Raw genomic sequence first — 24,292 nt, 5'->3', positions numbered from 1 at the left:
ACGATAAATGGTATTTTTGAAAATCCAGAGTCCCTTACCTTAACAGGATTGGAACATGACACATGAAAGTGCTTTTGCTTGATTTGAAACAGCAATATCAGACAATTAAGGAAGAAATTTTAAAGGCTACCGAAGAGATATATGAAAGTCAGTATTTTATTCTGGGCCCCAGAGTTGAGCAGCTTGAAACGGAAATTGCCGACTACTGCGGTACCGCGTATTCCGTGGGGGTCTCTTCCGGCTCTGATGCGCTTTTAATTTCACTGATGGCGGCGGATATCGGGCCTCAGGATCTGGTTATAACCACGACGTATACCTTTTTTTCAACGGCAGGGGCAATTTCCCGAACAGGGGCAAAACCGGTGTTTGTCGATATCGATCCGGAAACGTATAATATATCTGCCGGGGGAATCGAAAAGGCGATTTTGGACATGTCTCCGGATGAAAGGGCCAGACTCAAGGCAATTATTCCGGTTCATCTCTACGGACAGTGCGCCGATATGGACCCGATACTGAAGATCGCCGATACGTTCGGCCTTATAGTAATCGAGGACGCTGCTCAGGCGATCGGCTCTCAATACAGAGGTAAACGGGCCGGTTCCATGGGTGCGTTTGGCTGCTTTTCTTTTTTCCCTTCGAAAAACCTCGGTGCGTTTGGTGACGGAGGGATTGTCACCACCGATTCTGATGCGGCGTATGAAAAATTAAAGATTCTCCGGATGCACGGTTCGCATCCCAAGTATTATCATAGCGTGATCGGAGGAAATTTCAGGTTGGACGCCCTGCAGGCGGCTATTGTATCGGTTAAATTGAAATATCTCGATGAATGGACCCATGCCCGGCAGAACAATGCGGCGTTATACCGGAAACTGTTTGCCGATGCCGGATTGACCGATATGATTCAGCTTCCGGCTGAAAGGCAGGAACGGCACATTTACAATCAGTTTGTGATCAAAGTGCCGGATAAAAGAGATGAACTCCGTCAATTCCTGCTTGATGCTCAAATCGGCGTTGAGGTTTATTATCCGGTGCCGCTTCATCTTCAGCAGTGCTTTTCTGATCTGGGTTATCAGAAGGGCGATTTTCCCGCAGCGGAAGAAGCGGCCCTCAAAACACTGGCGCTTCCGATATACCCCGAGCTTGCCGATGCCCAGCAGGCCTATGTGGTAGAAAAAATAAACGAATTTTATAAAAATTGAGTTGCCTGTTTTGATCGCATTCCCGCGCTTCGGCGTGGGAATGCGTACTTACTCAGAAATCAGCGGTCAGATGGCAGATGTCAGATGACCAATTCGAAACATACCTCCTTTAGGGCCATTCTTTAAACTCTGTTAAAAAAAACAAGAATTTTCCCGTTATAGTTACCGCCCGATTCGCTCGAGACGCGTAGAGCCCGGCGTCTCGAGAGAGCGAAGCGAACGGGCGGTAGAAAATCAAAGAATTTTTTGTAACGGCAATTCCATGGAAATCGGGTTGCGGACACGGTCCGCGTCAGCACCTGATCAGATTGAAAAATCCGGAGGCATTTTTAAAACACAAGGCGTTTCGGATTTCATCAGCCACCGAATGGTCGGTGAAAAACCGGTGCAGATCTTTTGAAAATGTCATGCACGAATCGGTATTGCACATGATTCGGTCAAGATTGGCTGGAAAGGTCTGGATCATATGTTTCAGTTCCTCAACTGAGGTTTTTTCCGGGCTTAACGTCACCCCGGCCTGATACCCCCGATCCAGAACCCCACTGATCGTTTCCGGTGAGCAATGATCGATAACCGTAAAAGGTTCGATGCCGCTGAAGTCCTGAAGCAGTTCAAGCAGTTTGATGGTAATAGCGGTCTTGTTTTTCCGGGGCGTATGGATACCGATCTTTTTATTCATGGACTTGATCGTATCCGCCAGTGCGAGCTGGGCCGTCATGATCTCCACTTCTTTTTCATTTCCGCTCTCAAGTCCGATTTCTCCCATTCCCAGGCAGAGCGGATCTTTTAAAAAGGGTATTAATAATTCCCCGACATCCTTTGCCGCAAGATCTGACGGGATATTTCGCGGATGAATACCGGCCAGAAACCTACACGGTAACGTGGTTGCGTTAAGCTTTTGGATGATCGACGCCTGCTGTTTCAAATAATTGCGCAAATCATTCAAGCTTTCAATATGATTGCTGAAAGCCCATGAAACCGGGAAAATACGGTTGGCTTTTAGCCAGGAGATCTGATCGGGGTGATCGGTAAAAATAATGTCGAGGTGAATATGACTGTCGATAATCAGTGCTTTCAAAACAACGCTACTCCTTTAGACCTTTATAACCTGATGTTTATAGAATTAATTTTATTACTCAAATTATATTTGAGTGGTATGGCGCCTGCTTCGGTCACAGCCGGCTGAAGTTTTATCCGGCCGAATACGGGCCCCATGCCCTGGATTACCGTATCAGCAAGATGACGGGACATGGATGAACATGGGTAAATACCGGGGCAATCAGACCGTCTTATTTTCTGATAAATAAATCATACGCCAGATAGAGGCGTTTATCAAGAGCCCCTGTAAAGCGGTTGCCGATGTCAGAATGCTGCCGTTTTTACTTCATTTTTCTGTTCCGGTTTCAGGCGGTGTCGTTTTTTTGGGCTTGATCATAACTGCGGCCACCATGTCACGGAGTCTGTCCCGCCCATTGCCGGCTTCTCCAGCACGAATTGCCGGAATCAGCCGCTGTTTCATGGCCCGCGTTAGTTATCAATATCCGGAACGAAAAGCTTTTAAAAGGTTATTTATGGATGCAAACCCGGTATCAATGGGTAATTGATTACATAACTTTTGATTTTAATCAAAGGCTGTGGTATAGGTAACCATTATCCCGAACGTGATCCTGACCTTTACTTTTATATTCTCCACATCGATATGTGTTCGCATGTCTATTCCTATGCCGATATTTTTGATGGATATGGAATTTGTTCTGGTAAATTGACGTGTTGCTCAGGCAGTATCCGCTCGTTTAACCGGAATTGCAATGATGTCCGTCAAAGCCTGTTAAACCAGTGCGGGGATGAATGCTTTTTATATGATAACGGTTGAAACTGCTTGATTGGTTTGAGTGATATCCTCTCTTCGGCATTGTCTTTATATATTTTTTTCTGAGATTTTTTTTACAATTGTAGCTCAATATCATTGAGCAGGTACTGTTTTTTTTTCTCTGAGAACCCGCGTAAAGTAAGCTTGCCCATCAACGATGCCTATGAAAAACGAACTGCGTATTTTGATTCTGGCAGATGACGATAGCCTTGCGAAGATGGTGGAATTTGAACTTCGAAAGGCGGATTTGTTGTTTACTTCAAGGACAGTGAATTCAAAGAAAACGTTGGCAAATAAATTGGCTCTTTTTTTACCTGATATAGTCCTGTCCGAGTATGAACTGGCTGGATTTGAAGGGCTTTCGGCCCTGGAGTTTGTAAAGAAATATTATCCGGATCTGCCGTTTGTAATTATCTCCGAAGCGATCGGGGAAGAAAAGGCTATCGAGGTATTTAAAAAAGGCGTTACGGATTTTGTCCTGAAGCATCGTCTTTCACAGCTTGCCGGGGTGATTCAGCGGGCCTTGCATGAAGCCGTTAAGGGGAAAGTCCTTAAAAAAATTCAAGAGGAAAGAACGCTGTTTCTTTTTGAATTAGGCAAAAGAGTCACCGAATTGACAGTGGTGAATCAGATTTCTCGTATTCTTCAGAATCAGAACAATTCCCCCTCCGAGTTGTTTAAACAGATTGTATCGATAATGCCGATGGCCTGGCAATATCCTGACATTACGGCTGCGCGTATTATCTTCAAAGATGAAGAATTTAAAACATTAAACTTCATGGAAAGCCCATGGCAGCAGAGTTGCCGGTTTTTTGTCAATTCCATCCCCGGTATGGTGGATATTTTTTACCTGGAAGAAATGCCAAACGAGTTTGAAGGACCTTTTCTCAGCGAAGAAAGGACCCTTTTGAATATGATCGCGGAACTGCTGAAATTTTTTCTGGAGCGAAGATACGCAAATGAAGCGTTAAAACACAACGAAGCTCTGTTCAGGACCGTTCTGGAAACCCTTCCGGTCGGGGTCTGGATGATCAAGCCGGACGGGAATATCGTTCTGGAAAATTCGGCATGCCGAAATATCATAGGCGGTGGCCGATGCGATCATGCATACCAGTTTCAGGAGAAACTGGGGTGGTGGATGGATACCGGACAGAGAATAACCCCTGATGAGTGGCCGGTTTCCAGGGTTTTTAAAAACGGATCGTCACGATTGAACAAGATTTCACGGATCCGGTGCCTTGACGGGTGTTGTAAAACCATCGTGAGTTCAGCCGTCCCCATTCGAAATGAAAAAAATGAGATTGTCGCCGCGATTGAAGTCAATGAAGATGTTACGGAACAAAAGCGGGCCGAAACAGCGCTCAAGGAATCCGAAAAAAAATACAGCACCCTGGTTGAAAGTTCCCTGACAGGCATTTATATCAATCAGAACGGCAGAATCGTATTTTTGAATAACCGGTTTGCAGAAATTTACGGGTATCGGCGGGAGGAACTCATCGGTATCGAATCATGGAAACTGGTATATCCGGATGATCGTGCGTTTGTCGATGAGATGCGGGAAAGGCGGCTCAGCGGCGAGGGTGTGCCGGCGGAATACGAAGCAAGAGGTCTTAAAAAAGATGAACAGGTGATCTGGGTGGTCAGAACCCATTGCGTGATAGACTATAACGGGAAGTTGTCAATCCTTGGCAATCTGGTCGATATTACCCACCGTAAACAGATGGAACAGGATCTTCAGCGTTCGCATAAAGAATTGCGGTACCTGTCGGCTCAGCTTCTCAGGGCCCAGGAGGATGAGAGAAAAAAAATTGCACGTGACCTTCATGATACCATTGCTCAGAATCTTCTGGCCATTAAAATTTTTCTCGAAGATAAAGCCATTCAACTCCATAACCGCCGGATTCCGATTGATATTACGCTGGATGACCTGATTGATATGGCCAACTGCAGTATTCAGGAATTAAGAAGAATCATGGCTGATTTGAGGCCTTCCATTCTGGATGATCTTGGCCTGATGGCAGCCGTTCACTGGCATTGTGTGGAGTTTCATAAGACTTATCCGCTTATCCGTCTGGAAAAACAGTTCGATCTCAGGGAACAGCAGATACCGGATTCTCTGAAGGTAGTGATGTATCGGATTTTTCAGGAGGCAATGAATAATGTGGCCAAACACAGCGCAGCTGACACGGTCCGGTTGATTCTCCGGGAATACAGGGGCCGAATTGAAATTATTGTCGAAGACAATGGCGTGGGGTTTGATGCCCGCCGCCAGATTTCCCAGCCAGGGGAGTCGAAAAAATTCGGTCTTCTGGGTTTGAAAGAGCGCTCGGAGCTTTCTAACGGATCATTTCAGATCAGGTCACGAAAAGGCAAGGGGACGTTGTTGAAAGTGGCCTGGCAGCTGTAAGGGTCGCGGTTTGGAGCGTCCGTTTTTCTACGGGGGGTGATGAAACCAAGCGAATGATAATGCGCTGGTTGATAATGCTTGATAAGCATCTTGACAGGAAAACGGTTTTTGGACATATTAGGACGCGTTTAATGCGAATATCAGTCAGCGATAACTGAAAAAAATTCGCAGACACACGGCGTTTTTCTTGAACGCCTTGCCAATAACCGAGTCAACCATATGAAATATAAGGTTTGCCGAATATCCAACCTGATTATTACAAAGGAGATAAGTCTGTTTTGGGCAATAAAGAATTAATTATAGCACACTGTTGTCAATGTCCCTTTCTCCATCACGGTCATCATGAGGAGCAGGGCCGGGAATGTTACTGCTTTTTGAACCGGCAGATCAATGTGGACAATTACTATACCGAAACCACGGAAAAGATGGCATTCGGGTTTCCTGAAGAATGTCCTCTGTTTGAAAACGACCAGATTATCGTAAAACGGGTCAGACTTCGTCTGCTTAAAAGCGATTCCGCGAAATGGGAAGTCAAAGAGGGTGTGAAATGCGCCGATTGCGGCACGACCGGCCGGGGGTACAGGCTGGTGTATGCCAGAGACTATGACCGTCTCAATGAAAAAGAGCCTGAGTTCAGATGCGAAAAATGCTCGATTCGGAAGGCTCAGGAATTGAAACAAAGAGGGATTGAGCTGTAGACATCAATACAGGATACGCTTGACGGCTGGCTATCTGGTCTTTTTGCCCTGATGTGCCGATCAGATGTATTTAACAGACAGGGGCATGTGGTTTTATACCACATGCCCCGGTTTGTTGCCTCGTCATGTAAATCAGAGGTCGGCGGTCTTGTGCTTGACAACAAGGCTTTTCCATTGATTTTTAGCCTGTTCGATCCAGAAGGTTTTGGTGATATAAACGCTCTGTGTAGTCCATATGAAGTTCATTTACATGGCTGATCTTATGATCAATGATAATCTGGAAAAGTTCTTTATGTCTTCGTTTTGATGACTCCAGGATTAAACCGGTAATAAATGATAATAATGAGATCAGAACAATACCGGTTGCCAATACGGCTGTTGAAGGATGAGTAACCTTGGCGGTCCGAATAAATTCATAAATCGGTATTGATCCGAAGCCCAGCCCCATTAGAAAGGTCATCAGGCCTATGAAAGAGAAACATTTTAACGGCATGTAATCTTTAAATATGGAGAGTATGGTTTTAATAATCCGGATTCCGTCTCTGAAGGTACTGAGCTTGGAATAACTGCCTTCGGGCCGCTCACGATAGGGAATTTGGACTTCTTTAATTACCATGTTCTTATCCAGAGCCTGAAGGGTCAATTCGGTTTCTACTTCAAATCCCTGGCTGAGAACAGGGATGCTTTTGACAAATTTTCTATTGAAACACCGGTAACCGGACAGAATGTCCCTCAGTCGGCAGTCGAACAGAAAGTTAATCGTCCATTTGATTGCCTCATTACCAATTTTGTGAAACGGCCTGAATGATTTATCAGAAAATTCGTCCAGGCGGGCTCCGACCGTCATATCAGCCTCACCGGATATAACATGCTTTAGCAGGTCATGTACTTTCTCAGCCGGATAGGTGCAATCTCCATCCACCATGACATAAAAATCTGCTTCAATATCTCGGAACATGGTTCTGACCACATTGCCCTTTCCCTGTTTTTTTTCATAGCGGACAATAGCGTTTTCATCTTCAGCTTTTTGGGCCGTCGTGTCATTACAATTGTTGTCGTAGACATAGATGGTTGCATTGGGCAGTTCTTTTCGGAAATCACGGATAACTTTTCTTATTGTATGTTCTTCATTATAGCAGGGGATTAGTACAGCGATATTTGGCATTTTAAACCTCACATGTTCTATGTTTCGGTTACCGTAAATGCAAAAGTAAGTTGTTTATGGCGTATTTTTGTAATGGTTTAAAAAATGGGTTCAGGGAACACTCCGGGTTAGAGTGGTTTTTTGGCTGTATATAGGGTTATCGGTCGTCATTGGTTTTAAGAATGGTTGATGTTTTATGTCGGATCGAACGAAAACCAGCGCAACTTTATCTTCGTATGCTATCTTGAAACGCCCATCTTTGCGAAGTAAGGATGTTAAAGCCCATTCAGGGCTTGTAACAATTGTTCCGGTATTGAGAAGCTGTGGATCTTTGTTCCAATCGGATTTGGCGTTAAAGGTATTGATCGAACTGAGGAAATTGTCGTAACCGCAGACATTGGTCCGGCCGTCTATGGAGACTGGCAGCTCCGGAAGATGCCAGATTAAATATCCGCCCCAGTTAAAATGATTGTACAAGGGGCCGGATAAATTGTTCTTTTTGATAAATTGCGTTGCTTTTTCCGGATAATTTTCTGCGATGTGTTGATGTATCGAGGCATTGGATAACGCGTAACAGTTCCAGCAAATGAATAATGACAGGACGGTACCAAGTCCGCTGACGACACGGACGGGGATTTTTTTATATCGCAGGACGTCGTTATCCGGTTGTCTCCGGGAAATGTTGTAAGCAATAATGGTCAAGCCGGAAATTACAACCAGCCACACGTCTCTGATGCTTCGAAAGGATATGAAGGATGCGGCAAGGATTAAAAGAAGTAAAAACGGCCGATGGGTTTGATTTTTTCCGATGGAATAGACTGCTCCCATAAATATAAACAGTACCATCCAGTCTGCTAAATGTCGAAAACCGAGTGAATGCAGCTCGCTGATATGATTATAGAATCCAGGTTCAGCCAGGATTTCGACGAAAGGCCGGTAGATAAATACATGATACGGATTGGCTAATGTGGCAAGAAAACATGCGGCGCCGATGGATAACATCCAGTGCATCCGGGTTCGCTGGATGTCAGAATCCTCTTTTTTTGAAACATAACACAACCCGGCCACTTCAACTGCAAACAGAAAATATATCATGAATCCGTATACAAACTGTATGTGGAGATTTGCCCACAATGCAAACACCGGCGGGAGCAGTATCAGTTTTTTCATCTGGCCGGATTCTCTAACTTTCATGAGAACCTGAAGCAGTATGATGCTGAAAAGGATACTGAACAGGTAGGAACGGACATTTAAATTTCGTGATATGGCAATGATACCGACTGCGGTCAGAAACGCAGCAAACGTGGATGAAATCGACTGATTTTTCAACAAGGTGTAGAGTGAAAAGGTTATGGCCACAGCCATTAAAAGCAGATAGATCCCAAAGCCGGTCAACCCGAACAGGTTGTACATCCCGTATATGAGGATTTCAAACAGCCAGCTGTAGGCCACCCACGGCACATGATGCTGAGAAAACGGGTCGACCGCGGGAACCGTTTTATTTTCCAGAATCCATTGCCCGGTGCGAAGATGCCACCAGATATCAGGATCGCTGAACGCATTCATGAGCCGTATCGTAATGATAATCGGTATGGTAAACATTATGATGAAAAAGATACAATGCACTATATCATCTTCATATGTTTTTAATATGTCACTGACGCTGGCCATGGATAGGTGATTTCCTTTATATAATTTTATCAGTTGTCATGATGCACGGGTATCGGGGGATAAATACTTGGGTAAAATCCATTGATTTTTTCCGATGCTGACCCATCCGAATTTTTGGTCCAGAATCGTGATTCGTGTTCCCCTGGGTAATGTCGCGACAATATCGTCACCATCAGCCGGGCCTTTATGAATACTGATTCGGGTCGCTGTTATGAACTGATCGTTTTTCGAGGAATCGTTCGTTGTCTGTTCCTTGATGACACGGTCTGATGCGGGGGCCCGTGTAAACTGATTTTGAAGATCCGACAGCAGCGGGACAATAATCAGCAGAAATACGGCAAGTTTTATTGTGGAAGGAAACGGCATGTCGGATGGCTGGCCGTCTTTTCCGCCCTCTATTGCAGCGTGCCGGAGACACGAAAACGTCGTGAGAATTTGAAAAATCAGTACAAAGACGGTTCCTGCATGCAGCAGGATCAGTTCTTCTCCCGGGGGTTTGCCCGATGTTTTCAGCAGCATGGTCAGGATGAGGCCTGAAACCGCCAGAATCAGGTGGGTTATTTTCAGCGTTTTTCTGCCGGGCAGCATCAGCAGCAGTCCCCCGAATACGACGCTCCAGATAAAAAAAGCGAATATGGAAGTCAGGCCCCATGCAAAAGGCGTCAGCGTATCCGGATCAATCGCTGTGCCGGCAATTTTCAGGATAAGCAGATTGATTGGCAGCAGGGGCGTGGACGGATGATATTTAAACAGTTCAAACAAAGCATTCCGGGATGATTCGGCCGATTCCGGAAAACCTGAAAAAATTCCGTTGACCGCAATCCGGTAACCGCTCTGAACATAGACAGTCGCAATGACAATAAACGCAAACCAGATACAGAATACGATCATTCTGAAATTTCGATAGTTGGCGATGAGGCTTTGTATGTATTTGATGAACTGACTGGCGAAGAAAAGAAAAAGAAAAACCCAGACAACCTGTGCATAACCATATATGAAGGGCGGTTCAAACACGGCATTGTGGGAAAATATTTCAAATATGCGTCCAACAGACCAGATGCCGATGAGAATCAGCACCAGGAATAATGAAAATTTTCCGATATGAATCAGGATGTCTGCGGCATGTTTCAGCAGGTTTGTTCGGTCGGATAATTGTTTTGAAACGGCCTGTTTGATTTTTTTGATCATATCCTTTCTATCCCCCTCTGGTTTTAGCCGTTATTCGATGAATTCGAAGCGTTAAGGGCCTCGGAAGAATAAATTCTCCTTGATAGCGCCAGATGCCAGGAGCATACTCCGGAGTACCAAGCGTTTTTACAGGGCTGGCTGCTATTCTACCAGGCGCAATTTAATTTCTTTGGCGATCGTGTTGAAAATGGCATTCAGTTCACTGGAATCCGGAGTTTGATAATAGTATTCTGTTGAGGGACTGCTGGCGATCTGTTCAAGAAAATCTTTGCGTATCTGTCCCGTGGTTTCACTACCCAGAGCGATCACATAGATGGTGACGTCTTTGGCCTTAAGTGCCGCGGCATGGTTTATTGCCATCTGGCGGGCGGTATCGGACACATAGCTTCTCAGCACATTGGGAGATAGCCCGTCAGGAAGATTGCAATAGGGGGAAGTATAGCCTGTCACAGGGTAATCAGGATCTTCAAATACCCACCACCGGGTGGTTTTTGTGCCGCATGCCGATAAAGATGCGATCAAACCGTCACCTGTAGGGAGCGGGGGGACAGACAGACTATTCCCTGTTACGGGGTTACATAACGCTCCGCCCCCGCATACTTTACCGGTTCCATTTCCGTATGCGCTGGCCTCGTAAACCACGGCATCATAATCTTTCCCCAGACGGGTGAAATTGCTTCTGAAGGCATTGGGGTTTCCATCCGTAAAGAAAATTAAAAACTGCTGGACGCGATTGCTTGCCAGCACATCTGTCTGATCCGTGAACCCATCCGGGCCATCGCTCTGGCCGATGCCGTCCTCTGCATTGGTATAGCCGCTGGCCTTCATGGCATTAATTTTTGCCTTCATACTGTCAACAAAGTTCTCCTGAAGGGAAAAATCCACTGTTGCAGCCATGGAAAATGAGATGAGACCGGCCCTGTCCAAATCCTGGGTATCTTCAAAATAATCCAGGAAGTTTTTTGCGGCTATTTTCAGATTGGACATGGCACTTCCATAATTCATGGAACCGGATCGGTCCAGGACCATCATGATTTCGACATTCCGTTTGGTCGCTGCCCCAAAATTTCCCACGGTAACTTCATCGACTCCGAATAACTGGGCAAGAATTGAAGGCGAAACCGTACTTCCGGTCACTTCGACCCTCCCGGAATCATCGTCAGGAAATTCTACCGACATGGACATGGAAGTGGTGCCTAAATAGCTGTCCGAGAAGTTTTCCCGTCCAAAGTCTTTGATCAGCGCTTCCAGGTCTCCGTTACTTTGAAGCTGGGGATTGGATATGTTTTTTGCCCCGGCAAGCGCGGCGGCATCGACCGCTTTGGCCAATTCCGCCTTTACCAGATACCATTTGCCAGCCTCCACGCCCAGTGCGGTAAATCCAATGAGCACCGTCAAAAGAATTGCAAAGGTTATCAGGACGGCACCAGTTTGATCTGCAGAGATTTTTTTATTTTTCAATGGTAAACCCCCCTCCTTTATTTTTCTTAAAAAACGGATTTGCTACTTAAGATGATAGTCCCATCCGTAAAAATATTTGTAATAAATTCAGGCAGCGGAGTAATCGCGCTGTATTTATAAAACACCTCGGTCACAATGACTTCTGAAATGTCAGCCGTCTGGTTTGTTTCATCAAATTTCAGATGGTCATATAATTCCTGTGACAATCCAAAATGAGTGTTTTCGCAACTGCTGTTGACCGAAAGGCTGCCTTTTTCAACCTGTGCGGCTTTCTTTGGAGGGATTTTCGACGAAGTTCCGGCGTCGATTCTGGTAATATAAATTTTCCCGTCCCCGGCAAGGGAAAGGGGGGCGCCGGATGTTTGCAGCAGGTCAAGCAGCGTATCTCCCTCACTTGAAATATTTTTAAAACGTGAGGCCAGATTTCCCCCCTCGCGGCTTACATTGGTAATCACCATGCGGGCATGAATCAGTCTTCCAAAATCGATGATTCCAAAGATTAAAATGAGCAAAACCGGAACAATGAGGGCAAACTCCACTGCCGCGACGCCCTTCTTGCAACCAAGTAATTTAAGGCGCATTAAGTGAGTCGACATATTTTTATCCTTGATTTGAATATTAAAAAAGTTCATTTTTATAGGTGGTCTCGGCCTGAACATTGATGCCGTCTTCAGGGAAAAAAGCACCTATAAGCGGCGTTAGAAACTGATAAACGTATGTTGTCCTGATCCGCATGATATCCCCCGGGTTTCCGGAATTCTGGGAGTCCGCCCAATCCTCCGGATCACTATAATCATCGGCAACCGGAAAAATACGTATCGATAACTTAAGTGGGTCGACGGCCGAAGCAGCGCAGTCCTCAATTTTTTTTATTATGGATGCGGTTCTGTCCAGACCGCTGATCGTTTTGCCGACAAGCGCCAGCCGGGTGCCTTCACTGGTGGCATATTGGATAGAGTGCTGCACAAAAAAATATCTTCCAAAGTCAATGATTCCAAAGATCAGGGTCAAAAATACAGGCAACACCAGCGCAAATTCCACAGCCGTGGCCCCGTTGCATTTTTTAATAAATGTTGTACCCATAGGATCTCTCTTTTCCGATATTCAAATGTGATTTTTTTGTAAAAAGTTATATTCAGCCCTTTTTTGTCATTCCCATGAAAATGAGAATCCAGATATTTTAACATGTTCCGGATTCCCGCCTTCGCGGGAATGACGGATGTGGGTATTTTTTACGAGACCATCAAATATTTTGCGGATCAGGTAAAGGCATCACTCGTTTCCATCCGCTCAGGTCTTTTCCGAGTAGAACTCGTATACGAATTTCAGGTTTTTCAAATTCGTCGACTTTTTCCATATTCTGATATCCCGGGATTTGTTTTGCCACTTCGTATGCCTCATGCAGGAGCCCCCGGGAATAGTAAATCATCGTATGGAAATGGTTGAAATGAATAGCGTTATTGACCGCCGTGACATGAAATCCCTTGTTTTTAAGATGTCGACCGACCCGGGTTGCCATTCGATTTACGCCATTGCCGTTGGACACTTCAATTCCCAGGTCCGGGAGGCCGGCAGGTTCTTCCTTGTCACCGACCGTCAACAGGTGCTCAGATGGTTTGCCGACCGTGTATGGCGTCGTATTCATATCGTCTGAATTTTCGGTACATGATTTATCAGATACGTTCTTTTGCGGGGTGTCGGCCAACGCAAATGATACGTTTACGGCCGTTTGATCGTGTATCGATTCGGCGGACACGGACATATTGTCCGTTGTCTGGGTTACCGGATGGGTGTCCATCGTGTCGACCGGCGGGAGGATTCCCGGATGCGGCGGGTCGATTAAATGAGACTTGGAAGCATACAACGGGCCGGTCTCTCTGATCGGAGTTGTTTTATTGTCGGCGGCTTTTCCCGCAGCACCTGTAAACCGGCTGTAATAATCCGCCTCGGCAGCCCATCCGTTACGGTACAATATACGGGCCAGGTTATGAGCCGCACGGGTTTGATCCATGTTTTTTCGGAATTCTTCAAACGCCAGGTCAAATTGTCGGTTTTCAGCATATGCCACAGCCAGATTGTTATGGTATTTCGGGTTGTGAGGAGCTATACGGATCGCTTCCCGGAATGCGTCGATGGATCCGTTCAGGTCCCCGCTGAGAAGCCGGGCATATCCCAGATTGTTATGAATATAATCCGGATCCGGATTGATTTTCAGAGCGTTTTCATAGACCTGTATCGCTGATGCAAGGTCTCCGATGCAGTCATAGGAGATGCCCATGCCGTTGAGGGCGTTCACGGATGCGGGGTCAACCGTTAAAAGCCGCTTGAAGTCTTCGATGGCAGCAAGATGGAGATTTCGTTTCTGCAGGTGGATCGCCTGCCGGTAGAGAGCGTCGGTATCTCCCTGCCATGGACGGATTGTGGATGTAAAGCCCCGGATGTCCTGATCGGGGACCTTGTACCGGACAACGCCGGAATTTCGAAACGGCATCCATTCCGACAGTTGAAATCCCCCTGAACAGCCGATTGCCGGTAACAGCATGAAGCATCCCGTCAGAATAAGCCATAACGAAATGTGCGTTTCGGATGTTTTTTTCATGATGCAAAGGCCTCTTCTTAAAAATTTTTTAAGTTCAGATCAATTGGGTTTGATTGGGATTTTTTGAGGTTGTCGCCGGCTTTCACATAAAATATCGGATCGATTTCAATGGCTTTTTGAAAGCATTTTGAAGCTTTTCCGCGGTTTCCCTGCTGCATGTAAATGCATCCCAGATTGTTATAGGCCTGCGCTGCTGTGCCGCCTTTCTGGAAGGCATCCAGCGCAGCCGGATACTGCCCCAGATTGGCTAAAGCCAATCCCAGGTTGTTATAAATTTTGTTCGTGCGGTAGCCGGCTTTCAGGGCCATCTGGAAGGCAAGGACCGCATTTTCAAATTCTCTGTTCAGATTGCAGCAAACCCCCAGATTGTTGTACAGATACGCTTTATCGGGTCGTATGGAAATGGCTGACTGGTATTCGGACGCTGCCTGACCATGTTGTCCGTTATAATCCAGGATATTGCCCATGAAACTATGGGATTTCCACAATCCGTGATCCAGTTCGAGGGCTTTCCGGAAACAGGTTTCCCCCTCCTTAAAATTTTTCATTTGAAAATGAGCTTCTCCAAGTCCTTCATACGCCAAAGCATACGCGTCATCATGGACCAATGCTTTTTGAAATTCTTTGACGGCGTCCTTGTATTTTCCTGCGGCAAGAAACGTCAGCCCTGTTTTATAGCTTAAACGGGGGCTTTCCGGGTTTAGATTCAAGGCGCGCTGATATTGGAGGTAGGCGGTATAAAATTCACCTCTGTCCAGCAGTGCATCGCCCAGTCGTTCATAATCAGTGCTGTTCATTTCCGGCAAAGCGGGCGTACCTGGTATCCCCACGGATTCGGGTGAAATTTTGTTTATCGGTAAATTTTTGACATGATCGATAAAAGGATTTCCGTATTCGATTTCCGCTTTTGAATGGCGGGTTCCGGAAGCACATCCGGACAGCACCATCAAAACGGTTATCCACATGACAAGTCCAAACAAGAATATTGTGCCGGATCGGCTGAAAGCCTTTGCATACATAATTATTCTCCTGCCTGTATTTTTCGATGTCAGGGTATCGGTAAAAATGAATTACCGAAGCCCTTACTGCAACAACGTATGATAAATGCGAATAATCCCGGGCCCCATGATGGTCACCAGCAGCGACGGAAAAATAAATAAAAGCATGGGGAATAATAGTTTCACGGGGAGCTTGCCGGCGATTTCTTCGGCTTTCTGAGCGCGTTTGGTTCGAAATGAATCTGAAAAGACCCTCAGGGATTTTGCAATACTGGTGCCGAATTTATCGGCCTGGATCAGCAGGGTCACCAGGCTGCTGACATCTTCAACATTTGTCCGGACGGCAAGGTTTTTGAGCGCATCGGCCCGGTTTTTTCCGGCTCTGAGTTCAAGATTCATCAGCTTGAATTCCTCACTGAGTACCGGATTGCTTAAATAAATTTCTGTGGCTACCCGGTTGATGGCCGCGTCCAGTCCCATCCCGGCTTCCACGCATACCACCAGAAGATCCAGGGCATCGGGCATGCCATTTATGATTTTTTCTTTTCGTGAGCTTTGCTTGATGTGCAACCAGAAATCCGGCAGATAGAAGGCGAAAAGCGCCAGCAATATGCCGATCAGCACCGTCAGATGAAGGTTGAAAAAGTTTAACAGGCTCAGTCGGTATGAAAGAAACACACCGGGTATAGAAACGGCCAGTAAACATTTGACGCCCCAGAAAACAGCCATTGCATTTTCCCGCCGGATGCCGGCCCGGATAAATTTCAGTTTAAGTTTTGGATTATTCGTTGAATTCGATGAAATAGGTTTTCCCAGCCGTCCGAGAAACTCCAGAACGGGTTGTTTGTGTTTTGATTTGGCTGATGGGCCTGTTGGGTCCGTATGCGGAGGATACAGCTCGTCGTTGCCTGACATTCTTATTTTATCCAATAGTTCCAGACGTTTTTTCCGATGGCAGGTATATTGCCATATGCCGGTCAGAAATAGAAAAAGCGTCAGAAACGTAGCGGCAGACATTAATATTGCAATTTCGTGGGGTGCCGTCGTCATATCGTAGGGCCCTCCGAGGTTAAAATGGTCAGTATTTTATGCACATCAATTCCTTGAGACGCCGTTACACTTTAATTTCAATCATTCGTTTCATGATAAAAATTCCAATGAGCATCATCGTTCCGGCCGCGATCAACATGATTTTGCCGACCGGATCAGTGAAAAGGACATTCAGGTAATCGGGATTGGATATCTGAAGAAACAGTGCAACGACAAACGGCAGTCCGGTAAGCACCATGGCGGATAATTTGCCTTCCGATGCCAATACGTTTATTTTTCCCCGAAGCTTGAACCGTTCCCGGATCAGCCAGGCGATGGATTCGATAATTTCCGCCAGGTTTCCTCCGGTTTCACGCTGTAAAATGACGGCAACGATGAAATAATGCAATTCCGGGCAATTAATACGTCTGCCGAGATTTTTCAGGGCGTTCGGCGTACTGACGCCAAAATTGATTTCGTCTATGGTTTCGTCAAATTCCGGGCCCATGGGGTCTGAAAATTCATCCGCCACCAGTTTAATCCCGCTGGACAGGGCGTGCCCTGCTTTTAATGCTCTGGCGATCAGCTCTAAGCCTTCGGGCAATTGCTTCCGGAATTTTTCAATCCGTTTTTTTTTCATATACAGGAGTGCCAAAAACGGCAGACTGCCCGACGCCATTGCAATCAATGCCGATATGATGGCAGAATATGACAGCATCGTGCCGATTAAAAAGCTTGAAAGCGGCAACAATAATGTCAGGAGGATAAAATATCCCAGAGAGCTTTTGGCATTGGCCTGTTGAATGAGCAGATCCATATGCGGCATTCCGGGGATATTCCAGAGCAACCGGTTCAGGCCCGGAATTTCGCTTAAAATTCTTCTCCGGATGATGTCGTCATGCTCCGAACCGGTTTGAATATAGGAATATTTTCTGAGCCGTTTTCGTACTTTGGAACGATTTGCCGAGTGCATCTGCTTTAATGCATACACGGCAAGTTCGATAATCAGTACGGAGAGGATAAAAATGATGACACCGATAACGGCAAATTTCATGATGCATTCCTTTCGGGTTATACTTCCGACAGGTTTGTCGAATCAAACAGATCCTGTGGGACATGGACGCCGTGTGCCTTAAATTTCTGTATGAATTTCGGGCGGATTCCTCCGAATCTGAACCATCCTCGTACGGTGCCGTCGGGATCGATCCGGGAGCTGTGGAAACAAAAGATTTCCTGCATCGTAATGATATCCCCTTCCATTCCGGTAACTTCCTGAAGGCTGACGATTCTCCGCTTTCCGTCCGCAAGCCGTGAAACCTGAATGATTACATGAATGGCGGAGCTGATGAATCGCTTTAAAAAATCGCTGGGAATATCAAAATTTGCCATCGCCACCATGGTTTCCAGCCTCATGAGGGCATCCCGGGCCGAGTTGGCATGAATGGTGGTTAACGAACCGTCATGGCCGGTATTCATGGCCTGGAGCATGTCAAACGCCTCTTTCCCCCGGACCTCCCCGATAATGATCCGGTCGGGTCGCATTCTCAGGCTGTTTTTGACGAGATCGCGCTGCATGATCTCTCCTTTGCCTTCGATGTTGGCCGGTCGGGTTTCCAGCCGAACGATGTGTTCCTGCTTAAGCTGCAACTCGGCAGCGTCCTCAATGGTGATGATGCGTTCGTTTTCGGGAATAAACCGGGAGAGAACGTTCAGCAGGGTGGTTTTACCGCTGCCGGTGCCTCCGGAAATGAGCACATTGAGCTTTGATTTGACGACTCCCTTCAGTATTTCCCCGATTTGGGGCGTCAATGTTTTTAAGTTGATCAAATCATCCAGTTCAAGCGGAATTGTTGCAAATTTACGGATGGACAGAGACGGTCCGTCCAGAGCAAGCGGGGGGATGATGGCGTTGACCCTGGAGCCGTCGGCCAGTCGGGCATCGACCATCGGTGTCGACTCGTCAATGCGGCGGCCGACCGATGAAACGATTCGGTCGATGATTTTCATCAGGTGATCGTTGTCCTTGAATCGAACCGCTGTAGGTTCGAGTTTGCCGAACCTTTCGACGTAAACCTGTTTGTAATTATTGACCAGAATGTCCGATACGGTGGTATCTTTCAGCAATGGCTCCAGAGGGCCGAGCCCCAACACTTCATCGAGTATTTCCGTGTAAAATTTTTCCCTTTCGGATAAATTCAGGGGAAGATTGTGAGCTTCCTGTTTCAAAATGGTTTCGATAACGGATCGGATTTTGGAGCTGAGGGTGTCGTGATCCAGCTTGTCGATAAGGGTCAGGTCGATCATATCCAACAGCTTGTTGTGGATTCGAGTCTTTAAATCAAAATATTCATCGGTCATATAATGCAGCCCGGACCGGAGAGGCAGTGCGTTTTGATTTGTTTTCATAGAATTTAAGTTCTCCTTTTAAAAAATCCCCAGCGTTTTTTATCGTGACCACGTTCCATCGGACAGATCGCTTCGGCCATTTTTTTAAAATTTTTTGAAATTGGCGATTTCGGAGAGATTTGGGAAATTAATTTTCCCTGATTGATGGCGGCCATGGTGGTTGTATAATCATTCGGAATTGTCCAGAATAACTCACCGTGAATACTGGCTCTGGCATCCTCCAGAGACAGATCACTTTTTTTGATATAGCGGTTCATCACGACTTTTATCCGACTTTTCTCCATATAGCCGTAAGTACTCAGAGACTGGATCAGCTTGTTGGTATTGGACAGGCAGGGAAGGCTCAGGATCGTTACCAGAAGCAGCTGGTCCGACATCTGAAATATTTTTAAAGAGGTTTCATCCGTTGTCTGGCCGCTGTCGATAATGACAAAATCAAAATGTTTTTTCATCAGTTCCAGAAGACGGGCCATCATCGCCGGTGTGGGCGCCTGGTGTCCGTTCAGATATCCCGGGGACGGCAGTATATGAAGGCCTGAGTCATGCCGGGACAAGACATTCATCAGGAAGGTTTCATCGAGCCGGTCAATATTTTTGGTAATTTCTCCCCAATGGAATTTAGGTGTGATTTCCAGAAAGAGCGGGATCTCCCCGAATAATATATTCATGTCCAGAAGCGCCACGGATTTATTCTGATCTTTGTCCGTCAGGGCGGCTGCCAGATTGACGGCCACCGTGGTGGAACCGACCCCTCCCTTGCTGCCCATCACGCTTAAAATCTGGCCGGATTTATGGACGGTTTTCGGGCCGGAATGGTTTTGTCTGTTTTTAAACGTTTCCAGCGCTGCCCGGATCTGATCTTTCTTGATTGGTTGAGAGAAAAATTCTTTTGCCCCGATGCGCATGGCTTTCATCAGCGTTTCAGGGTCGGTATGCTCGGAAGTCAGGAATACTTCGCCCACTTTATCGGCATCCAGAAGGGACTGAATGAAGTCAAGTTCCTTTGTCGTATCGCGGCTCAATTCAAACACCAGAAGATCGGGTCGACGGCTGTCTTCAGGCGGCAGCAGCTTGAATTCTTTGGCTTCCAGAAAACTTTCCAGGAAAATCTGGCCTAAATCCATTGTGTTTACGGATAATTTGAATAGGTATTCATTTCCAACCATGTATTCCTTCTCCCAGCCTGTTATTCTATGAGATTCGGGATGCTGCGGATGATAGAGATATGTTTCATATGATAACAGATAGTTACGTTGTACGTCGGATCGTATTCAGGTTTATGAATTGAAACTCATGATGGGTTATTCCATTGGGATCGCTTCGCTTCGGTGGCGGCAGCGCCGTTGTCATTTTTAAGTCTCATCGCTGTCTGTCCGTTTTATTTTCCGCCGCTTCCGGTTAAATTCAGATTATACGACGGGGCTTCGGTTGCTTTTTCAAAATCAGTACGATATTTGGTCAGATTGTTCAGCGCCGCCTGACCGTCAAGCCCGGTCACTTGCGCCATGCTTTTTCCGGCTTCCGGATTCAGAATCTGTTGGTAGCGTGCGGTTTCAAATGATTTGCCCCAGTTTTTCTCTAATAGTGTCTTTTCCTGATAATGTTCGGCACAGCCGAACAGAAATGTCAGGATTGCGGTAAGACCAATCAGTGTCAGTTGTTTGAATTTCATGGAAACCTCCCGAGTTTGACGCTGTTAAAATTCCATTTTCCGTATGGCAGGAATGAACTTATTCGCCCGCCACCGGCAGGGAATGGCCGAATTCTCCGTCCAGATTTCCGGTTATTTCAGGCAGCCGGTGTTTTTCTCTCCCCTGATTTCTCCCCTCGATGTAAAATTCACAGTCGTTGGGTTCGATGTAAAAATCGGTCGGGAGAGACAGGTTTTCTTCATCTGTCGGTGTTACCAGGTGAGGGGTGGCGATAATGACCAGTTCGGTTTCATTTTTCTGAAACGCATGACTGCGAAACAGGGCGCCGAGTATGGGGATGTCTCCGAGGACCGGAAATTTTGAAATATCGTCCCGGATGGTTTCCTGTAACAGACCGGCCACGGCAAAGCTCTGACCGTCTCCGAGTTCAATGACGGTGGATGCTTGGCGTGTGGTAATCCCCGGAATTACAAATCCGGAAAACTGTACCGCCGTTGAAAAGTCCAGCTCGGAGACTTCCGGGGTGAGTTTGATGCTGATTTTATTGTTATCCAGAACCGTCGGGGTAAATGCCAGACTGACACCGAATTTTTTGTATTCAATGGCAACCGATCCCAGCCCCTGGGGTACGGGTACGGGAAATTCCCCCCCGGCAAGAAACTCGGCGCTCTGTCCGCTTAACGCGATCAGGGTGGGTTCGGCCAGTATTTTGACCAGACCATCCTCTTTCAGGGCGTCAATAAAACCGGTCCAGTCGGCGCTGCCGTTATGAAAACGGAAAAAGGAGTTGACCGATTCAGATACATTGAGCCCGAAACCGCCTGATGAAGCGATGTTGGCGTCATCCGGGCTGACCAGCTGGCTCAATCCGCCCAGCAGGCTGACGCCGAAGTCCCGGTCCCCCCGGGAATAGTTGAAGTTAATCCCAAATTGTTTTGTGGTACTCTTGGAAATTTCGGCCATTCGGATTTCCAGCATCACCTGATGCACGCCACCGACTTCAACCAGGTTGGTTACCTTTTCCTCCGGCGCAAAGGCACGGGCCAGCGCCATTGCCTGAGAAAGATTGACGGTGCTCGACACGCTTCCGGCAAGGGTGATGGAATCATGCGTTGCCATGACGCGAAGTTCCTTCTCATTGGGAAGCGTTTCATGGAGAAGTTGCTTCAGTCGGGATAAATCGTAGCTGACCTCCAGATCATAAATCGCATTGAGCCTGCCGTTTTGCCACAGGGTCAGGTTGGTGGTGCCGGCTTTTTTTGCCGTCACGTATATCTCATTGGGTGAGAGAAGAATAAAATCGGCCACTTCCGGATCAGCGATGGAAACGCGTTTTACCGGCAGCGTACTTTTAAGAATGGTGGATTTTCCGGATATCATTTGAAGCGGTTGAGGGGTTACAGGGCCGGTTATTACTGAATCGGCCGCCCCTGCCGCAGGCGATGCCGCGGCAATCGTCAAAGCGATGATCGCGGTTATAACGGCATGGTACCATTTGTTTGAGTGTGTCGACATGGATGACATTCCTCCCGGAAGATTAAAGTTTTAATTTTGTTTTGCTGAGTTCACTTCCCTTGATCGTTTCTACCGTAGTGGTGCGGGAGTGACGGCGAACCGGTTTTTTCAGGGGTTTTTGGGGGGCCATGTATAGCGATGCAAGGGTTGTGGGAATGGTGGCTCCCCGGGTCAGGACCGATTCTGAGTCCGTTGAATTTCTCAGGGCAAACTGAAGTTTTCCCCTGGCTGCGGCCAATGCCAGCGTTTCTGATTCTTCCGGGGAGACCTCCAGGGTGTACACGTCCACAGGCGCGGGCTCGCCCTTGTCGTTTTTCTGGATCTGCGTGCCGGTGGCCAGAACCAGCACGTTTTCAAGTACGAGTTTGGTTTTTTCCGTATTCGTAACGGGTTCGGTCAGGGTGACCAGCACATCGATCCGATTCGCCGGGTTGATGAATCCCGAAATACCGATGATTTTATCGCCTTTTACCGCAATAGCGCGTTTGCCGGGTTTAAGAACCGCAGAAACGCCGCCGATGGTGACCGAGACCGGTGCCAGATGGTGTTCGGAGATTGCTTCTTTTGTCTTCATGGATGCCAGCAGCACTCGGCCTTTCAGGGAATTGACATCCGAAAAATATCCGTTCGGCAGGCTTTCTTTTAAAAAGGGGACCATCTTGACCATGTCAGGCTCCAGCCGGGTGCCCCACGGCAGATCAGATGCCGCCACGGCCACGGGAACCGCCTGGGTCGCCACTTCAACGGTTTCCCTGGGGGCCGTCGTGGTCTGAATCCAGTTGTACAGAAAGAAGCTTCCTGAAGTGGCAATGATCAATGCCAGCAGGATGGGAACACTCGCTTTCCAATTTCCCATACTCAACCTCCTTTAATGGGGTAACATGTTGAATTGATATCCGGTTAAATCCATCATCACATAGGTGAGGGTTCCCAGTGCAATGGCGATTCCATAGCAAAGCCGGGGCTTTTTCTCATGGACAACCATGGGTTCGGGAATAAATTGTCGGGTGAATAAAAAAGTGATCAATGTTGTTAAATGCCGGTCGAAAAATCCTTTGAAGATCGTGCGGTGCGTAACAATTAATATCAGGGAGTACACACCGCCGATCAGTGCGGTAAATATAAATGCGATGAAAATGCCTCTGGGACCGAGCACGGCGCCGGCAGCACCCATTAATTTGGCGTCGCCGGCGCCCATGCCCCCCATCAGGAACGGAATGATAAACACCCCGATCCCGGCCGCAAGTCCGCTCATGCTGAACCATACCCCGTCCATGCCGTTGATCAGCCCATGTCCGGCAAGAGCCAGAACCATGGTCGGAAAGGTCAGAAGATTGGGAATTTTCTGTGACCGCCAGTCAATGACTCCGGCGGTGATCAATACAAAAACTAAATAACTGGTTAAAAAGACATTGTCGGATAATGGCATGGCGGACTCACAGGTTCGGGTTGATAAAGGTGATCCACCCACCGGAACATCATTGTTCCGGTGGGTGTTTGGGAGGATCGTTAACTCAGCTGGTGGAATACATGCTTTATGACGATGCAGTTCCACTAATAGTGGTTGCAACATTGTTAAATTTATCACCTAATGCGCCACCGAGTGCCTTTGCTCCGGCTATAATAGCTACGGCAATCAGTGCTACCATCAGTGCGTATTCCACAGCGGTTGCGCCTTCTTCATCATTGATAAATTGAATCAGTTTTTTCATTTTTTAATCCTTTCGTTGGTGGTTTGGGTATGAATAGATGAAATGCCCTTATAATTATCGGGGTTGTGAATGAAATATGCTGTCGGGTTATCTCACCTCCTTTCATGCTTGATTCGGATGCCTGCCCGTTTTTTCAATGCTTATGTTCATCGGACTTCCGGCCGGTTGAATCACCAGTCCTACCTTCGTCTAAATTCATTTTCAGAGCAGGGCATCAGGTCCTCGTCATTCCCGCCGCGGGAATGACGCAATGACCGAAAATAGAACCATGCCAAAAAAAACGATAAAGATACGAAAAAATCTGATGCGTTGGATTGATTCAAACTGTTGCAAGGAATTGTTCCGGGTCATAGGCCCGTTGGTTGAACATCTTAGAAACTATAGCGACGAGCAAATACTATCGGGGTAATACAATAACGCATATCTGCTCAAATGAAGACTGACAGAGTAGAATGCAATACAAATGCCAGACATGAGAAATATGAATAATTTTTTTATGATTTCGATAAACCTGAGCACGTCCGGCACCTTTCGGTAAATTTCTCGATGAGGATAAAGTGGCACGGCATGATAAATCAAAATGAAAACCTATGAAATTAAGGTGATAGTTACATACTTTATACTCGATGATCCAGTTTTTCGAGCTTGACGAAAAATCCGGTTATCGTTAAGCTGCTGCTCGGTACCTGAGAGAAGGCGAGGGCTGAAAGTTCCCCCAGATTCTCGCGTTCATATGTTTGCCA

21 protein-coding genes are annotated in these 24,292 nt (G+C 46.8%); 3 read left to right on the top strand and 18 right to left on the bottom strand.

Going from position 1 to position 24,292, the window contains the following annotated elements; genetic code table 11:
* Positions 1-62: 62 nt before the first annotated feature.
* Complete coding sequence (locus PHQ97_00105; GenBank protein MDD4391142.1) at positions 63-1,199, top strand: DegT/DnrJ/EryC1/StrS family aminotransferase; 1,137 nt, start codon at positions 63-65, stop codon at positions 1,197-1,199.
* 292 nt (positions 1,200-1,491) lie between these two features.
* Here the strand turns inward: PHQ97_00105 and PHQ97_00100 are convergent, their stop codons facing one another.
* On the bottom strand, positions 1,492-2,277 hold the full coding sequence (locus PHQ97_00100) for a TatD family hydrolase (protein MDD4391141.1): 786 nt from the start codon (positions 2,275-2,277) through the stop codon (positions 1,492-1,494).
* A 955-nt stretch (positions 2,278-3,232) separates the two neighbouring features.
* Here PHQ97_00100 and PHQ97_00095 point away from each other — a divergent pair.
* Positions 3,233-5,476 (top strand): PAS domain S-box protein, encoded by a 2,244-nt coding sequence (locus PHQ97_00095; GenBank protein MDD4391140.1) that lies wholly within the window; start codon positions 3,233-3,235, stop codon positions 5,474-5,476.
* Between the two features lie 278 nt (positions 5,477-5,754).
* Positions 5,755-6,174: a hypothetical protein gene (locus PHQ97_00090; GenBank protein ID MDD4391139.1), complete on the top strand. Its 420-nt coding sequence runs from the start codon at positions 5,755-5,757 to the stop codon at positions 6,172-6,174.
* Between the two features lie 181 nt (positions 6,175-6,355).
* On the opposite strand, the gene PHQ97_00085 is transcribed toward PHQ97_00090, so the two are convergent.
* The 17 genes from PHQ97_00085 to PHQ97_00005 form a co-directional block, all read right to left on the bottom strand.
* Positions 6,356-7,339: a glycosyltransferase family 2 protein gene (locus PHQ97_00085; protein MDD4391138.1), complete on the bottom strand. Its 984-nt coding sequence runs from the start codon at positions 7,337-7,339 to the stop codon at positions 6,356-6,358.
* A 90-nt stretch (positions 7,340-7,429) separates the two neighbouring features.
* Positions 7,430-8,989 carry a hypothetical protein gene (locus tag PHQ97_00080; GenBank protein MDD4391137.1) on the bottom strand — a complete coding sequence of 520 codons (1,560 nt, stop codon included), beginning with the start codon at positions 8,987-8,989 and terminating at the stop codon, positions 7,430-7,432.
* Between the two features lie 36 nt (positions 8,990-9,025).
* Positions 9,026-10,177 (bottom strand): hypothetical protein, encoded by a 1,152-nt coding sequence (locus PHQ97_00075; protein MDD4391136.1) that lies wholly within the window; start codon positions 10,175-10,177, stop codon positions 9,026-9,028.
* Positions 10,178-10,318: 141 nt separating this feature from the next.
* Entirely contained in the window at positions 10,319-11,638 is a 1,320-nt protein-coding gene (locus PHQ97_00070; GenBank protein MDD4391135.1) for a VWA domain-containing protein, read from the bottom strand.
* Between the two features lie 26 nt (positions 11,639-11,664).
* A complete protein-coding gene (locus PHQ97_00065) occupies positions 11,665-12,234 on the bottom strand; it encodes a pilus assembly protein (protein ID MDD4391134.1) in 570 nt (189 codons plus the stop codon).
* 22 nt (positions 12,235-12,256) lie between these two features.
* A complete protein-coding gene (locus tag PHQ97_00060; GenBank protein ID MDD4391133.1) occupies positions 12,257-12,721 on the bottom strand; it encodes a TadE/TadG family type IV pilus assembly protein in 465 nt (154 codons plus the stop codon).
* A 160-nt stretch (positions 12,722-12,881) separates the two neighbouring features.
* Positions 12,882-14,237 (bottom strand): LytR C-terminal domain-containing protein, encoded by a 1,356-nt coding sequence (locus PHQ97_00055; GenBank protein MDD4391132.1) that lies wholly within the window; start codon positions 14,235-14,237, stop codon positions 12,882-12,884.
* A 17-nt stretch (positions 14,238-14,254) separates the two neighbouring features.
* Positions 14,255-15,256 (bottom strand): tetratricopeptide repeat protein, encoded by a 1,002-nt coding sequence (locus PHQ97_00050; protein ID MDD4391131.1) that lies wholly within the window; start codon positions 15,254-15,256, stop codon positions 14,255-14,257.
* Between the two features lie 63 nt (positions 15,257-15,319).
* Positions 15,320-16,285, bottom strand: a complete 966-nt coding sequence (locus PHQ97_00045) for a type II secretion system F family protein (GenBank protein MDD4391130.1) — start codon at positions 16,283-16,285, stop codon at positions 15,320-15,322.
* 64 nt (positions 16,286-16,349) lie between these two features.
* Positions 16,350-17,318, bottom strand: coding sequence for a type II secretion system F family protein (locus PHQ97_00040; GenBank protein MDD4391129.1), 969 nt, complete (start codon positions 17,316-17,318; stop codon positions 16,350-16,352).
* 17 nt (positions 17,319-17,335) lie between these two features.
* Positions 17,336-18,670 (bottom strand): CpaF family protein, encoded by a 1,335-nt coding sequence (locus tag PHQ97_00035; protein ID MDD4391128.1) that lies wholly within the window; start codon positions 18,668-18,670, stop codon positions 17,336-17,338.
* Between the two features lie 5 nt (positions 18,671-18,675).
* Positions 18,676-19,836 (bottom strand): AAA family ATPase, encoded by a 1,161-nt coding sequence (locus PHQ97_00030; protein ID MDD4391127.1) that lies wholly within the window; start codon positions 19,834-19,836, stop codon positions 18,676-18,678.
* A 212-nt stretch (positions 19,837-20,048) separates the two neighbouring features.
* Entirely contained in the window at positions 20,049-20,342 is a 294-nt protein-coding gene (locus PHQ97_00025) for a hypothetical protein (protein ID MDD4391126.1), read from the bottom strand.
* A gap of 58 nt (positions 20,343-20,400) precedes the next feature.
* Positions 20,401-21,837: a type II and III secretion system protein family protein gene (locus tag PHQ97_00020; protein MDD4391125.1), complete on the bottom strand. Its 1,437-nt coding sequence runs from the start codon at positions 21,835-21,837 to the stop codon at positions 20,401-20,403.
* 22 nt (positions 21,838-21,859) lie between these two features.
* Positions 21,860-22,693, bottom strand: coding sequence for a Flp pilus assembly protein CpaB (gene cpaB / locus PHQ97_00015; GenBank protein ID MDD4391124.1), 834 nt, complete (start codon positions 22,691-22,693; stop codon positions 21,860-21,862).
* A 12-nt stretch (positions 22,694-22,705) separates the two neighbouring features.
* Complete coding sequence (locus PHQ97_00010) at positions 22,706-23,266, bottom strand: prepilin peptidase (protein ID MDD4391123.1); 561 nt, start codon at positions 23,264-23,266, stop codon at positions 22,706-22,708.
* 106 nt (positions 23,267-23,372) lie between these two features.
* Positions 23,373-23,549, bottom strand: coding sequence for a Flp family type IVb pilin (locus PHQ97_00005; protein ID MDD4391122.1), 177 nt, complete (start codon positions 23,547-23,549; stop codon positions 23,373-23,375).
* Positions 23,550-24,292 lie beyond the last annotated feature (743 nt).

The organism is Desulfobacterales bacterium (assembly GCA_028704555.1).
Lineage (GTDB): Bacteria > Desulfobacterota > Desulfobacteria > Desulfobacterales > JAQWFD01 > JAQWFD01.
Note: the sequence above shows the minus strand (reverse complement) of the source record. Positions and strands in the feature narration are given on the sequence as shown.

Bases quoted from the DNA above. Each gene is read 5' to 3' on its own strand.
- PHQ97_00105 (MDD4391142.1), top strand. From the start codon at position 63: ATGAAAGTGCTTTTGCTTGATTTGAAACAGCAATATCAGACAATTAAG.
- PHQ97_00095 (MDD4391140.1), top strand. From the start codon at position 3,233: ATGAAAAACGAACTGCGTATTTTGATTCTGGCAGATGACGATAGCCTT.
- PHQ97_00085 (MDD4391138.1), bottom strand. From the start codon at position 7,339: ATGCCAAATATCGCTGTACTAATCCCCTGCTATAATGAAGAACATACA.
- PHQ97_00080 (MDD4391137.1), bottom strand. From the start codon at position 8,989: ATGGCCAGCGTCAGTGACATATTAAAAACATATGAAGATGATATAGTG.
- PHQ97_00075 (MDD4391136.1), bottom strand. From the start codon at position 10,177: ATGATCAAAAAAATCAAACAGGCCGTTTCAAAACAATTATCCGACCGA.
- PHQ97_00065 (MDD4391134.1), bottom strand. From the start codon at position 12,234: ATGTCGACTCACTTAATGCGCCTTAAATTACTTGGTTGCAAGAAGGGC.
- PHQ97_00060 (MDD4391133.1), bottom strand. From the start codon at position 12,721: ATGGGTACAACATTTATTAAAAAATGCAACGGGGCCACGGCTGTGGAA.
- PHQ97_00055 (MDD4391132.1), bottom strand. From the start codon at position 14,237: ATGAAAAAAACATCCGAAACGCACATTTCGTTATGGCTTATTCTGACG.
- PHQ97_00050 (MDD4391131.1), bottom strand. From the start codon at position 15,256: ATGTATGCAAAGGCTTTCAGCCGATCCGGCACAATATTCTTGTTTGGA.
- PHQ97_00045 (MDD4391130.1), bottom strand. From the start codon at position 16,285: ATGACGACGGCACCCCACGAAATTGCAATATTAATGTCTGCCGCTACG.
- PHQ97_00040 (MDD4391129.1), bottom strand. From the start codon at position 17,318: ATGAAATTTGCCGTTATCGGTGTCATCATTTTTATCCTCTCCGTACTG.
- PHQ97_00035 (MDD4391128.1), bottom strand. From the start codon at position 18,670: ATGAAAACAAATCAAAACGCACTGCCTCTCCGGTCCGGGCTGCATTAT.
- PHQ97_00030 (MDD4391127.1), bottom strand. From the start codon at position 19,836: ATGGTTGGAAATGAATACCTATTCAAATTATCCGTAAACACAATGGAT.
- PHQ97_00025 (MDD4391126.1), bottom strand. From the start codon at position 20,342: ATGAAATTCAAACAACTGACACTGATTGGTCTTACCGCAATCCTGACA.
- PHQ97_00020 (MDD4391125.1), bottom strand. From the start codon at position 21,837: ATGTCGACACACTCAAACAAATGGTACCATGCCGTTATAACCGCGATC.
- cpaB (MDD4391124.1), bottom strand. From the start codon at position 22,693: ATGGGAAATTGGAAAGCGAGTGTTCCCATCCTGCTGGCATTGATCATT.
- PHQ97_00010 (MDD4391123.1), bottom strand. From the start codon at position 23,266: ATGCCATTATCCGACAATGTCTTTTTAACCAGTTATTTAGTTTTTGTA.
- PHQ97_00005 (MDD4391122.1), bottom strand. From the start codon at position 23,549: ATGAAAAAACTGATTCAATTTATCAATGATGAAGAAGGCGCAACCGCT.